Below are 14,763 nucleotides of genomic sequence, written 5' to 3'. Positions count from 1 at the left end.
GTACCTACCCATACGTCTTCATACCACGGACGTTTTTCAATTTCTCGGGCGTTCGCTTCTTGCTTTTTAAACGTTAAATAATCTGCGGTTTGTTGCTTTGCTTCATCTTGTACCTGATACACGTCACTGGCGTGATAGGCCTTTTGATCAAAATGAATTGGTTGAATCGTATTTCCTTGTTGGGTTGCATCTAATAAGGCGCGAAATAATGCAACTACATAACCTTCTGCATATTCTGATTGTTGATATTCTTCCGTCAACCATGCATCGACCTTTTCCACCGCTTCCACTGTGTCCCGTCGCTTTCGGTGGGCTTTCGCCATATTTTCATCAAAACTATTTTGCGAGAATACATCTAACGATATGATATCATCAATCCCACGAAAAATCGCTTCTAAATCATTCCGTTGTGCTGTGACTAAATCATCCGCTTGACGTTCCCCTTGTTGGATATCTTCCTCAAGAAAGGCTGTATGTACAACGGTATTTCCGCCTAATTTTTCCTGCTCTAATGTTCCCTTGATTCCTCTTAAAAAAGCAATTTGTTGATCTACTAATCTGAGCCACGCTTCTACCACATCCACCTGTGCTTGATAAAAGCCCTTAATGGCATCAGCGCCTTGCCCCTGAAAATCACCTGCATAAATCATTCCTTGAAAGTCACGTTTTAACCCATCCAGTTGCCCACGCAATACTCGATAATGAGATTGCCTTTCATTCATGGTAGCTACTAAAGCTTTTGAATCTAGTACCTTCAATCCTCCACCTCATTCCCATAATATTCCTACCTTTATGGTAGCGATTCGGTTAAGGAATTGGTACAGTCCATATTTCCTGTTTTATCCAATTAAGACGTGAGTTTTTAGATGGAATATTAGTGATGACATAGGTAAATAGATTTACATTATGCATTATACTCACACAATAAAACACCACATTTTCTCTTATGTAAAGGGCATTCGTTGACGCTTACTTTGTCCTCACCATTAATAGCCAGTAGAATGATAAAAGATTTCAATTTGAAGATGAATATGGTTAGTCATGAGGCGATACGTATGGAGAATAAACAGTTTGACTATGATTGTCTCTTCCAAGCTGAAAATACTCCAAACGGTCCTCTTCATCATGAAGTAATGAAGTCCTTCGAATGCCCCGGCTTGTTATATGATACTTCGCACCCGGATACCATATCCGCTTTTTCCTTGGCAAAAAAAGACCTCCTTGCAAATTATAAAATAGAATTAGATTGGCAGAATCATTTTATTATAGGGATTGATTGTATTGACTGAAAATTGGTTGAGGATTTAGCTGAGCAGAAAGAGTAGCGAAATACTTTAAATAATAATATTCTTCAATAATATCTTTTATCCTGAAAATTTTACAAATAAATTAAAAAGTTAGCTACTATTTTCTACCTTAGTAACTCACAAATTAACTGTTCTTCCGACAGAGATAAATTCTCAATTTGTCCACAGACGGGGACTGACCCCAATATCCCTGATTAAAGCGTGTGGTGACAGGAACTGCCAATCAACAGGAGATGTTCATACTCTCCTTTTCATTTCTATTAACAACTCATCGAAAAACTTAATATATATGCTTTTTATGTTTCTGTAAATTTCCCAGGCAGTTGTCTCTTCCTATGTATGTAAAGTTCTATTTCGATTTACAAACATCTTAAGCCAGTTATCGCCATTTGTTATTATTCTTTCTTTAAAAGCTTCCTTTATTGTTCTTCTTAGACTGGATACTTAGAGAAGTCCGTTATACTCTAAATAGGCTTTCAAAATTTTTCACGAAAGTTCGTAGGTGAATTCAAAGCGTTGGATAGTAGCATCAATGACAATATCATCATTCGTTGCATCTCTTTCTAGTGTTTCATGAAGCTTTTTCTAGATTAATTACTTTGTTCAAAACTTTATTCATATTATCCACCACTGTTCCATCTGAATTTTCCCATCCTAGAAAAGTGATTATCACTCAGTTCGCTCTGAAGGCAAATTAATTTTTCATGCACTCGTTCATTTCACCAAATCACTCAAATTGTCCACGGGAGAGGGTTGACCCCAGATATCACGAAAAAACAACTTAAGGATTAAACTCCCTAATTTGTTTTTTAAAAATTCTCTTATAATTAACATTTAATCTTTATAATCAATATCAGAAAAGTTCCATTCATTATCAGTAGGTGTCAATTTGAATCTTAATATATCATCAGGAAAATCATTAGGGTAAACATAGATTGTTTCCATTGAATCATTAAATCCTGTTTTGCTTGTGACGGACCACATGCCTCTAATTGTTTCTCCTGGTTGAACGCTAATCCCTTGTTCATAATAATTTTGAACATTTATTTTGTATTTATTGAAAAATTCTTTAATGTCTTTATCGGAAGCGTAATCAGAAGCGATACTTCTATAAACATCTGTTGAGCGTATCCATCCATCTAAATCATCCTCGGGATTCATTTCCTGTTCATAAAGAGTGAAACCACCAAAGTATACTTCTTCGTTGCTTGAATTTTCTAATTCGACATCAAACATATAATGACCTGTTGCTGAACTTACTGCTAAACTGGAGTATTCAAAGATACCATCTATTCTCCCGTCTACATAGCCGGCTGAATGAACAGTTACATTCAATCCTTTCTCATGAAAATCTCTTTTATGTATGAATGTTGGCGTATCAATATCAAAAGAAATACCTTTAATATCGTCTGTATTTTCGATTACATTTGTGCTTTCTCCATTTTCACTCTTTTCATTTTTTTGATTTGTTTCTGTGTTGCACGCAACTAATAGCATAAAAATAGTAAAACTAATTATCAATAACATAAATTTCTTCACAAACACACATCCTCGTATTTAATTTAAAATTGAAACAAAATTATTTCAATTTTTATATCTACAATGCTTGGTTACCGAATTCAAGAATGCCAATTAGCAAAGTAGTGCCGTTTCCTACTAGTGACATTAGACCTTTATCACTAAATTAATAGATATACGTATTGAACGTTATGTTTTCCAAAAACCCATTGCTTGACACCAATCCATAGATACCTAATTCTGCTTTCCTGATGGTATCAAAGGTTTTGGCACTTTTATAACTGCATCCCTCGAAAAATCGCTTCTAAATCATTCCGTTGTGCCGTGACTAGACCATCTGCTTGCCGTTCCCCTTGTTGAACATCTTCCTCAAGAAAAGCTGTATGTACAAAGGTATTTCCTCCTAATTTTTCCTGCTCTAACGTTCCCTTGATTCCTCTGAAAAAAGCAATCTGTTGATCCACTAATCTCAGCCAAGCTTCTACCACATCCACCTGCGCTTGATAAAAGCCTTTGATGGCCTCTGCCCCTTGCCCTTGAAAGTCATCTGCCTGAACCATTCCTTGAAAATCACGTTTTAACCCAGCCAGTTGGCCACGCAATTCTCGATAATGAGATTGCCTTTCATTCATGGTAGCTACTAAAGCTTTTGAATCTAGTACCTTCAATCCCCCACCTCATTCCCATAATATTCCTATCCCTATGGTAGCGATTCGGTTGAGAAATTGGTACAGTCCATATTTCCTGTTTTATCCAATTACGACGTGGGTTTTTAGGTGGATTATTAGTGATGACATAGGTAAATAGATTTACATTATGCATTATACTCACACAATAAAACACGACATTTTCTCTTTTGTAAAGGGAATTCGTTGACGATTACTTTGTGCTCACCATTAATTCTTTACGTGTGACGTAATTATCAGAAATCACACAATCATTTACCGGAAATTAAGGTCAGTGAAGTTCAAGAGCATATTAATTCATTACATGCTACTCCAGAAACATCACCTAACCAATTAAAAACAGAACTTTTTGGGTAGTTACCATTAGTCAATGAGAAAAAGGCAGAATTAGCTTTGATAGCTGAATTGTGCCTTTTTTCTCGAAAACTACCGATTTCCCCTAAGAGAATCGTTCCCTGCTTGAATAAAAACTCAATAATTTCCGTATTACTTCGTGCGCCACGTAGTGATTCTGTATCATGAAATAGGTATTGAAATGGAAATGCAGATAGTCATGAAAAAGATTGAAAAAACCCCTATTTTATTGATGGGACTGGGACTACAGTGTACAAAAAAACTCCTACATCTTGTAAAGATAATAAATGTAGGACTTTCATTCAACAGTAAATATATCAATGAACAGTATAAATAATATCAAGGATGATGGAATTTATAAGCAACCATCAATATAACAAGTTCTATTCTATCGAATACTGTTTATCAAAATATCTTTTATATTCACCACTAATAATTTGTTCCCACCACTTCTTATTATCTAAATACCAATCTATGGTTTGTGTCATACCGGTTTCAAAGGTATAGGTTGGTGCCCAGCCAAGCTTTTCTAATTTCATGGGGTCAATCGCATAACGCTTATCATGCCCTAATCGATCAGTAACAAATTCAATTAGATTTTCTGATTTTTTTAGTCTGTTGATAATGGTCTTAACTACCTCTAAGTTCGTCTTTTCATTATGCCCACCAACGTTATACACTTCTCCACTAGCACCTTCATGAAGGACGAGATCAATCGCCGAACAATGGTCTTGCACATGTAACCAATCCCGAATATTTTTTCCGTCGCCATATATAGGGACCTTTTCATCATTCATTACTCTAGAAATCGTTAATGGCATTAATTTTTCTGGAAATTGATATGGTCCATAGTTGTTGGAACAACGGGTAATATTGACAGGTAATCCATACGTTTCATGGTAAGCGCGAACGAGTAAATCCGAAGATGCTTTACTTGCACTATAAGGACTATTAGGCTGAAGCGGCGTATCTTCGGTGAAGAAGGCAGTTGAATCAAAATCTAATTCACCATATACTTCATTCGTTGATACATGAACAAAATTGCTGACATTAACCGATTTCGCTGCATCCAATAACACCTGTGTACCCAACACGTTGGTACGAATGAATACCTCTGGGGACGTGATCGAACGATCAACATGACTTTCAGCAGCAAAGTGGACAACATAATCAAACTTTTCTTTCTCAAATAAAGGCATAATAGCTTCTCGATCAGCGATATCACCTTTCACAAAATGATAGTTATTCTTTTCTTCTATCCCCTTATGCTTAGTTAGTTCCCCAGCATAGGTTAACAAATCAAAATTATAAATCGCATAATCCGGATACTTATCCACCATATATTGAACGAAATTCCCGCCAATAAAACCTGCTCCACCAGTTACGAGCAATTTCTTCTTTGACATGCTAGTTCACCTCATTGCATCCCTGATTGTAATTTAGATATAGCAATAGCAAAAGATTCTGCTATTCCTGCCATTTCTAATTGTCCCCTGACTCATTGAACCATAATTATACTATAACAATTGTAATAGTTCTCAAAAAATCTGCCAATTTTCGAGTGGTGACAAGCACCAGTGGCTCTAAAAACATAACCGGAATAATGGTGTTTTTGATTAAAGTATGTTGCATATTAGGAATGAACAATTTAATAATGTTACCAGTAGAATGATCAAAGGTTTCAATTGAAGATGAATATGGCTAGTCATGAGTAGATACATATGGAGAATAAACAATGTGACTATCATTGTCTCTTCCAAGCTAGAAATATTCCAAACGGTCCTCTTCATCATGAAATAATGAAGTCCTCCGAATACAATGTAATATGATATTTAGCACCAGGATACCAAATCCACTTTTCCCTTGGCAAAAAAGCATTCTTAAAAATTTTTTAAAAATAGCTAGATTAGCAGGATTATGTAATTAAATGGTTTGGTAGGTGTCAATGCAAAATAATAGTGTAACACTCTAATACACTTCAACAATATCTATTACCCTGCATTACAAATAAACTAAAAAAGAGCTACTATTTTCTAACATAGTAACTCTCACACTAGTTATTTTTCCACAGATACAAATCTCTTAATTTGTCTACAGCAGGGTGCTAATATCTCAACTTTGCCTAACATCCATTAGCCTTAAAGCTTCAAATGTCGTCTTCCCTACCACATCTTTCTTAAAGGAGATGGCCAACCGCCCAGCATGGTATGTAGTTACAAAGTCTTCTTACATATAAATCACTTACCCACCAATCTGCTCTTGCTTCCCTAACATCATCCTAAATGCACCAGTTGTGGATGACAACTGATTAAATGCCCCTTGTTGGATTACCTTACCTTTCTCTAGCACAATCACTTGATCAGCATCACGAATCGTGGATAAGCGATGGGCAATGACAATCATCGTCATCTTGCCTTTTAAGTGTACAATTGCCTGTTGAATATTTGCTTCATTCTCTGAATCAAGTGCGCTTGTTGCCTCATCTAAAACAAGGACAGAAGGCTTTCGTAAAATTGCTCTTGCTAATACGATCCGTTGTCGTTCCCCACCAGATAATTTAATACCTCGATCACCAATCACGGTATCGAGTCCGTCTGGTAGCTGTTGTACAAAGTCGTATGCAGAAGCAAACGTCAATGCCTTGTTTATTTCCTGTTCGGTCGCATTTGCCGAAACAATCAATAGGTTATCTCTTATCGTTGTATTAAATAAAAATGGATCTTGAGAAACGTAGCTTAACGATTTCCGAAGTGCTAGAATTCTTTCTTTTGTCAGGGGTACACCATCAACAGTAATGGATCCCGTTTCTGGAAGGTTAATTCCCATAAGCAAATCAATCAGCGTACTCTTTCCAGCGCCAGATTTACCGACAATCGCAGTGATTTTATTCGCAGGGATAAATAAATCAATGTCCTGTAATGCATAGACTTTCTTTTGTTTATCATAGCGGAATGATGCTTTATCGCATTGAATACCCTCTTGAATTTGAATCGGCTCGACATGCTGTTCCATGCTTTGGTCAAATTCTTTTGCCTCACTTGTTTGCTTTTGCAAAGCCTGCACAATTTTTAGGGAAGGAATCGCCATCGCTATGGTTTCCATGGAACTTTGTATCCCAGAAACTCTTGGCCATAACCGTGAAAAGATAACGACAACCAAAGTCAGTTGTGTTGCTTGTGCTGCAAACATTTGAATAGCAACAAAAATAAATGCTGCGATGAAGACGGCTGAAGCAATCTTATAATACGCTTGTGAGGTAGTTTTCACACGGACAAAATCTACTTGCTGGTCTTGCATTTGCTTGGTAATTGAGCGATACCAATCCATTCTAGGCTCTTCTAAAGAATTACTTTTGATATCCTTCATCCCATTAATTTGATCGGTTATACCAGCCATGTAGCTTCTACCAAGCTCGACACTCTTTTCACCTAATACGAGCGATCTTTTTAGGAACTTTCGATTGATGAAAATGAGAATAATCCCACACAATAATACAAAGGACGTAATCGAAGGGGACAACCAAAATGCGAGGCCAATCTGTAATACGGTAAAAATAAACGAGGCCATTAATTTTAGAAATGCTTGTGTTCCTGCGTTAGTACGGGCAATTTCAGTTGATAGGATATAAATAAGATCCGATTTTCTTTTTTTTATGAAAAAATCCCAATTCGCTTTGAGTAAGGAATCGTAGGTTTTTATTTGTAAATAACGTAAAAAACCTTGTTGAATGATCGTATTCCGAATCGTAAGGTGGCGTTGCAATACGTTTTGTCCGACAGCGATACAAACATAAATGGCTAAAACAATCATCAATCCTACCGAAATAGGAAGACTATCAAAATACTGAAAGACTCCTGTAAAAGGCAATTCTTCTGCATCTAACTGGACAATTCCACTTAAACTAATCATCGGTATGAGCAATAACACCGCGAGACCATCTAGCAAACCAATCCCCATCATCGCGAGCATGTTCACATAGAGAATCTTTCCGGTATGTCCATGTATTTGCTTTAAAAAATATATAACGTGTTTCAAATAATCACCCCCATCCTAATGATTTAACAACCTATTCTATCTCTACTAGCCCCTCTTTCACTAATTGTTGGAGAAAAGCAATCGTTTCTTCTTCGCACTGCTTTTGTTCTACATCATATTGCTCTATCAGTTTGGTAACTACTTCTTCAATTGATACAGGTTGTTTGATAATTTCCCAAATCTGCCCACCAAGAACACCCAAATTATAATATTTCCCATTCTTCACACATAACATGACTTTCTCCCCGTTCATGTCACTTACAATATTTCCTTCTGCTTGTTTCACCTGTTGACTAAGTGAAAATTCCTCGACTTTACTCATGTATTGCTGCCTCCTTTTTTATGGTCGTTACTATTAGATCAGTTAACGTTTCAGCGGTAAAACGATCGCTTGGTCGCTCAATCTTAAATAAATCATTATTACTAGCTATTTTTGTTGCCATTTGGAAGTGCCAATCCATTAATCCAATCTGTTGAATTAGAAAATTTCGATATGTATGCCTGAACAGTGTATAAAACTGTTGAAGCTTTTCTACCGACTGAATGGAAACTGCTTGATTTGTTGTTTTAGTCAGCTCAAAAACTCCTCCTAGCGGCAGAGCTTTCGTGCAAAATTGATCAGTAACAGGCACGGCAAATTTAGTTTCTCGATCAAAAATGGATTTTAAATTACTTCTATCCGTACCATAATAATCAAGTGTGTTTGACCATAGCTTCTGATGTGGATAGGAAGGAATCACAATTGGTTTATCATCCGCTGTTAATACAATTGGAATCACATCATCACTTAATAATTGATAGCCTCTTTGTAAAAATGCAGTAGCTAAAGTTGATTTCCCAGCCCCTGAATCGCCAACAATCGCATAAGCTTTTCCGTCTATCTCAATCGCACTTCCATGTAAAGGAAGTATTCTTCTCTGCAATAAAAGAATACCCATACACGTACCTAGCAGGTAAAGCCGTATGTGATCTTGTTTCGTTTCATTAAGTGGGGAGACGATAATCGTTGTACCCTTTTCAATCACAAATACTGCTGTATTCGGCACATGAAAAATAACTTTTTCTTTATTTACAACAAAATGGCTTGCCGATTCAGCAGAGTCATCCACATAATCAAGTTCTTTTCGTGAAATCATGATATCTATAGCCTCTATAGGCTGATTAATCACTGGTAATTCAGGTAACGTAAGATCACTAGCTATATTTAATCCGAATGCATGGTATATTTGTTTACTTGTTTCTATCATCAAACTCCCCCAAACGGAATTAGAATAAATTATGTTAGTAATGATCAAAGAGGATATCTAAGTTAGACATCCCCTTTGATCATACAAATTACTATAATACCAATTAGCTGCTCCATGTTAAATCATCATATGCAGTACCTGCCTGCCAAGATGCATCTAGACGAGTACCAACCTGATCATTTGCCATTGTTTGGTTCACATCAAGAACCTCTAATTGAGGCTTAGTCCATTCTGTCTTCATTTACTTCACCTCCTTTAAATGAAACTTCTTTAAGAATCTATATACAATCAAACTGCGCATTAAAATTCGATAATGGGGATCATTGTCCTTATCGAGACATGGTCCATTCTTTACGACATTTAATGCATCGTTTATTGCCTGCTTATTGATAAACTGGAGCACGTCATCATCCTTGCTAAGCTGTTCCGCTTCTTCTACAAACAGTTGCCATGAAGGTGCCATTCGATGAACCCAGTCTGCACCTTGTACCCCTCGTATTCGCTGATTAAGACGAACTTTATCTGGCAAATAACCTTCTGTTGCCCTACGAATCAATGCTCGGTCATAGCCATCTTGAACAAATTGATTATCAGGTAAGGATAGACAAAATCGAATAACACGAAGATCATTTGTCGGATCGCGTTTCCACACGTTATGTCGTAGTGATAGCTTTGTTGAGACTGTATTGGTGGGAATCCAATGACACACATCCTCGAAGTGTTTTAGCCTTAAATCCTGTTGATCAGCTCCATACCAGCCTGTGTCATCAAATCCGTAATCTTGCAATTTCGTAAACACATCCGTTTGCGTTGCAAATTGTGAATTAATAACTTGTGGCAGGATATAATCAGCTGGGGCTTCCGCACTCTTACTACTCGGAAAAGCATGTTTTCTAATCATTTTTAATTTCTTTAGTCGAGAACCACCAAGATGTAGTGTATGTTGATGTACTTCCTGAACTAACTTTATCCAACGCATGTTTTTGCAAAGCTTTGTATAATAGTCCAATGCATTTCCCCAAGAGATAGTTAAATTTCCTCGATCACCACTCAATAAAATCCCGATATCTTTCGCTTGCGCTTCCTCAAACATCTTTGCAAGCCAAAAGGAGTTCTCAAAAAACTTATAAGGCATCTCCATGTCATGTAAGAGTTCGTCCATCACAGAATAAGGACTACTTTCATTAAAATCACAGTAATGATCGGTTATATGTCCAATATGGTTGACTGTTTCCTGAATATACGGTCGTTCATCAGCAATTAAATATCCTGGTGTAAAATCTTCAAAATCTTTCGGTGGAATATAGCTAAACGTATGTAATGGTTTCCCTTGTTCTTTTAATGTCCCCGCAGCAAAACTAGTAACCGATCCAGAATCTAGGCCACCACTTAATTGCGCTCCCACTCCCCGATGCGTTCTGAGTCTTGCATCCACTGCCTGTTGAAAGATCTCCTGAAATGCATCGATATAGTCATGATTCGATTTATAGTGCAATTTTTCTTTATTTGTTAATGTGTTATATCTATTTATCGTCACCTTTTGACCCACAACTGAAATACGATGAGAAGGCGGAATTTCATATATATTTCGGTAAGGTGTAAGTGCTGAATCTAAGGTATGCGTGACGGCGGTAATTGCTAGAAATTGAGCAAGCCATTCTTCATTTAGATGTTTTTTCATAAAGGGTAGAGTTAGTAGAGGTTCAATCGTTGTGCTAAAAGCAAAACTTTGGTTTTGATGACAGTAATACAAGGTTCTTGCTCCTGAGAAATCTCTTGCACCAAAAAGTTTTTGTTTCTTTCCATCCCAAATCATGAATGCAAAATCACCGATGACATGTTCCGGTGTATTTTCTCCCCATTTAATGTAAGCAAGGAGTAGTAATACACTATCAGGCATTAGGAGTCTTTTTTCTTTATCAACCTGTAACATCTCAAACAATTCCTGTCGGTTATCGATGATAGCATCAGCTGTAATGGCTAAGTCTCTTTCGCTGTCATAGTATGGTACTGGCTCACCAACAGATTCAGGTGTGATCCACTGGGCATGACAACCTAGGTACAAGTTACTTTGATGCCAAACACGAATATCATCGGCCGGGAACTTGCTAAATGCGTCCATCATGTTCGTTATTTGTTCCGGTGTAACAGGTTGTTTATCCCCATGTAAAATGCCAGCTATTGCACTCATATAACAATCCCTCATTATCTAGTATATTCACATTAAACTTTAATCATTTGATTGATTTAGTAATACTTTTTTCTTTTGTTCTTCTTGAGCTTTATTCACAGAACTAGCAAAGGTTTGGACAACAGTAAAACGATGCCTTTCTGCTGCTCCGGTTACATAAAAAGGACCACTTCTTACCCATGCATGAGCAATCATTTTATGATTCTCATCTCTTGCTGTACCTAGGTAAAGTGTACTTTCAATCCCTCTACGCTTCAGCATTCTCATTGCTGCAATTGCTTGGACTAGGCATGCACTTTCCCATACTGTATATTTACTCATGATGTTTATTGTCGTTGATATATGTCTAATCATAGATGGGTTGCTATACGCATCGTTAGGAGTCTCCACCGCTTGTACTCCTAACCCTTTAGCTACATTGGTAAAAGGCAAGCCTTTTAAGATTCGAGCCCATCCGAGATTGAAAAAGGCTTCTAGAAATAATATTTTTCTATTTAAAGGCAAGGATAGAAACTTTTTTACTTTGTTCACAATTACCTATCCCCTTTGATTATCTTTTGATATAGTGCTGATTATCCCCTGGGCATCTAACCCATCCTCACACCATACTACCGACGACATGCGCTAAGGTTATTAGATACTTAAACCCACAGTATGACCGAGTGTTTTCATTGATAGAGGTAAGAAAACGTCACCGTTAAATTTAATTTATTTAGTTCTTAATTAAGAACGTTTTGTTTAATAAAAATTCATGCTAAACTGCTGCATGATTTAGTATCTATCTTTTTTTTTCGTTATTTTAATAAACCTAGGACACTTTTACGCTTTTGTATTCGAAAAGGCTCTTCTATAAAAATCGAGGCATTATCTATTATTGCTTGCGTATTCTCTATAAAGGAATATACCTTTTCCAACCCAAACTGCTTTTCAAGCTTTGCATATGCCTCTTCGAGATACACCCCACTATTTTCGGTTGCACTTGATGCGACAAAATGAACCAGATTTGCTTCGATTAATTGTTGGGTGAACTTTTGTACTTTTCGTCCGTTTTTTCCAACTATGCTAGACGCTGATATTTGTATAAACGCACCATTTTTAACCATTTCATATAGTAAATCGGAGTTTTCCATAAACAATCGATTCGTTTCTGGTTGGCTTATAATTATTTGATACCCATGTACTTGAATATCAAATAACAAGTTTCTTAAATGGACAGGCATATGATCTGTTGGTAGCTCAATAAAAATGAAATCGCTAGTTGCGTTTAATGGAAGTACGTAACCTTTATTTAATAAAGCTAGTATATCTTGGTTAATGTCCATCTTTTGACCAGGTAATACGGTTACGGGAACCCCTTCATCCATTAACCGTTTATTTAATTCATGAACCTGTTTGACTAGATCTATTTTAGAACCACGTTGACTGTCTGCTTTTAGGTTGGGGGTTGCTATAATCTTGTCGATTCCTTGTTCATGAGCCTTACGTGCAACTGATAGACTTTCTGTTGTGTGTTTTGCTCCACCATTATTGTCTATCAAAATATGACTATGGATATCTATCAAAAGTATCACTCCCCATCCAAGAGTTCTTATTTAAGCATTAAGATAATACAATACGTTCTTTTTAAAGAACATATAGATAGTATAACAAGTATAAACAAAGATAGAAATAGGATGTTTTGTCGTTTTTTGTCATGATGTTATTTTTTAAAAAAATAACAGTTTTCCAGGTTATATATTTGTAAACTGGTAAATTCGCTTATATCTCTATTTAGCTCTTTATTTAATATCTACAGTTATAACCATATTTAAATCTTACCTCTGTTTACAAATTTGAATTTATTATTGTTTTTTTATAGATTGTAGAACCTAATCTTTCACTACCGACTTATTTATCTTTTTAAACTTCCGGTAAGCCCATAGAAACGGACGTAAGGGGCAGTATAGAAAGTGTAGAAACTTTGGTAGTGGTAATGTTTCTGCATCTTTATAACTTGGATATATTTTTGTTGGAATCGTATATAAGTTTTGTCTAAATGTTCTAATAGAAAATAAATAGTTGTTATAGTGCCTTCGAAAGTCTGCAGTATTTTTTTCAGAATGAGGGATAAACCCTTTTTCAATAAAGTAAATGGATTTTTGTGATAGTTTCTTATTTATTATTTTGTCGCTAATCACTTCGTTAAATTGACTATTTACTTTTACATGAAAAAATTCAGTTAAAAGTAAAAGGGTCTGCCCATTAATTTTCATGGCACCGTATTTTTTTGATGTTTCTAATAAGTAGTTGAAATCAAACTCTTTAGATATAACCCTATCGATATCAACTAGCCATCTTAACCTAAACCAGGCGTGACGAGCACCATGTGAAACAAGGTAATAAAATAAATCTTCGTTACCAAGAAAGTAAATAGGATTTCCTGCTAAATCACTAGTCTGCTTTCTATTCCACAAAACACCAAAATCAGGCACCTTTCCCATTTCGCTACTTAATCGAATATGAACCTCAACCTGAATACATTTTTTGGGGTGAATAAAAGAAAGATGATGAATTTTTTTCTTCCAATTATTTAGAATCATTGGAAGATTTCGATCTAGGTGATACCCTAAAGAATAGAGCATCTCTTCCACCTTTTCCAGATCGTTTATGGGTATCAATATATCCAAATCCTTTGATGTACGTTTTGAAACATCACCATATAAGAAATTCGCGAGAACTGGCCCTTTTAATACAAGCAATCTGATATTATTTTCATTAAATACTCGACAGATTCTGCCTAGTTCAGCTGTTAATTCGAGCATCTTAAACATATTTTTAGTATAAAGATCTCTTAATTCCTGCTTTACGTAATTTGGTAACATCAGACTGTTACTTTTTTTTTCCATCTGTATATAAACAAGTGGGTACACACGATGATGTTTTGTTAAGTCTAGAAATCTATCCCAATTAACATTCATAAGTAGTTCAGGATTTTCATCCAAATACATAGGATCATTATCAACCTTCAAAATAGCTAATAATAAGTGTAACTCATGTGAAAATATACTTGTATCTAACTGCTGGTTAATGATTCATCAACCTCCTATTTTTTAAATTTCCAGAAAAATAATTCGATAAAAATAACGTTCTCTAAAAAGAACGTTATTTTTATCGAATTATAACAGATTATTAAGAAAAAAGAAATAGACTTCCACACATGACTAAGAAAACTTTTAAATTCTAAATAATTCTTATACTAAAATGATTAAAATAACAATTATTTCTTTGTTAGGTATCATACAATTGGTTAGCCATTTATGTAATTTCCACTTACTATTTAGGAATTGCCTACACCCTAATCCATCTATTGAAGTCGATTAATTATCAAATGTACCTGCTAATTAACAGATGGACATCCGGTGTTGGTGATATTTCTTTTACTACCT

13 protein-coding genes are annotated in these 14,763 nt (G+C 35.8%); all 13 read right to left on the bottom strand.

What is annotated here, in order from left to right:
- The coding region (locus QQS35_RS00640; RefSeq protein ID WP_285929753.1) for a T7SS effector LXG polymorphic toxin at window positions 1–758 on the bottom strand (758 nt) is incomplete at its 3' end.
- Between the two features lie 277 nt (window positions 759–1,035).
- Window positions 1,036–1,209 carry a hypothetical protein gene (locus QQS35_RS00635; protein ID WP_285929752.1) on the bottom strand — a complete coding sequence of 58 codons (174 nt, stop codon included), beginning with the start codon at window positions 1,207–1,209 and terminating at the stop codon, window positions 1,036–1,038.
- A 932-nt stretch (window positions 1,210–2,141) separates the two neighbouring features.
- Complete coding sequence (locus QQS35_RS00630; RefSeq protein ID WP_285929751.1) at window positions 2,142–2,846, bottom strand: hypothetical protein; 705 nt, start codon at window positions 2,844–2,846, stop codon at window positions 2,142–2,144.
- A 254-nt stretch (window positions 2,847–3,100) separates the two neighbouring features.
- Window positions 3,101–3,493, bottom strand: coding sequence for a T7SS effector LXG polymorphic toxin (locus QQS35_RS00625; RefSeq protein WP_285929750.1), 393 nt, complete (start codon window positions 3,491–3,493; stop codon window positions 3,101–3,103).
- Window positions 3,494–4,248: 755 nt separating this feature from the next.
- On the bottom strand, window positions 4,249–5,271 hold the full coding sequence (gene rfbB, locus QQS35_RS00620) for a dTDP-glucose 4,6-dehydratase (RefSeq protein WP_285929749.1): 1,023 nt from the start codon (window positions 5,269–5,271) through the stop codon (window positions 4,249–4,251).
- 835 nt (window positions 5,272–6,106) lie between these two features.
- Window positions 6,107–7,900, bottom strand: a complete 1,794-nt coding sequence (locus tag QQS35_RS00615) for an ABC transporter ATP-binding protein (RefSeq protein ID WP_285929748.1) — start codon at window positions 7,898–7,900, stop codon at window positions 6,107–6,109.
- A 31-nt stretch (window positions 7,901–7,931) separates the two neighbouring features.
- Window positions 7,932–8,222, bottom strand: coding sequence for a lasso peptide biosynthesis PqqD family chaperone (locus QQS35_RS00610; RefSeq protein WP_285929746.1), 291 nt, complete (start codon window positions 8,220–8,222; stop codon window positions 7,932–7,934).
- Window positions 8,215–9,147 carry a phosphoenolpyruvate carboxykinase (ATP) gene (locus QQS35_RS00605; RefSeq protein WP_285929745.1) on the bottom strand — a complete coding sequence of 311 codons (933 nt, stop codon included), beginning with the start codon at window positions 9,145–9,147 and terminating at the stop codon, window positions 8,215–8,217. Before QQS35_RS00605 ends, QQS35_RS00610 begins: the two co-directional genes overlap by 8 nt.
- A gap of 103 nt (window positions 9,148–9,250) precedes the next feature.
- The gene (locus QQS35_RS00600) at window positions 9,251–9,388 is read right to left on the bottom strand and encodes a paeninodin family lasso peptide (RefSeq protein ID WP_285929744.1); all 138 of its coding nucleotides are present in this window, start codon (window positions 9,386–9,388) and stop codon (window positions 9,251–9,253) included.
- On the bottom strand, window positions 9,389–11,338 hold the full coding sequence (locus QQS35_RS00595) for an asparagine synthase-related protein (RefSeq protein ID WP_285929743.1): 1,950 nt from the start codon (window positions 11,336–11,338) through the stop codon (window positions 9,389–9,391). It abuts the gene before it with no gap.
- Between the two features lie 39 nt (window positions 11,339–11,377).
- Window positions 11,378–11,869 carry a lasso peptide biosynthesis B2 protein gene (locus QQS35_RS00590; RefSeq protein ID WP_285929741.1) on the bottom strand — a complete coding sequence of 164 codons (492 nt, stop codon included), beginning with the start codon at window positions 11,867–11,869 and terminating at the stop codon, window positions 11,378–11,380.
- Between the two features lie 263 nt (window positions 11,870–12,132).
- Window positions 12,133–12,900: a tyrosine-protein phosphatase gene (locus tag QQS35_RS00585; protein ID WP_285929740.1), complete on the bottom strand. Its 768-nt coding sequence runs from the start codon at window positions 12,898–12,900 to the stop codon at window positions 12,133–12,135.
- A gap of 306 nt (window positions 12,901–13,206) precedes the next feature.
- Window positions 13,207–14,325: a nucleotidyltransferase domain-containing protein gene (locus QQS35_RS00580; protein WP_285929738.1), complete on the bottom strand. Its 1,119-nt coding sequence runs from the start codon at window positions 14,323–14,325 to the stop codon at window positions 13,207–13,209.
- Window positions 14,326–14,763: the final 438 nt, after the last annotated feature.

The organism is Aquibacillus rhizosphaerae, assembly GCF_030282825.1.
Taxonomy (GTDB): domain Bacteria; phylum Bacillota; class Bacilli; order Bacillales; family Amphibacillaceae; genus Aquibacillus_C; species Aquibacillus_C rhizosphaerae.
The sequence above is the reverse complement of the archived record's forward strand: the minus strand, read 5'-3'. Positions and strand labels throughout refer to the sequence as shown.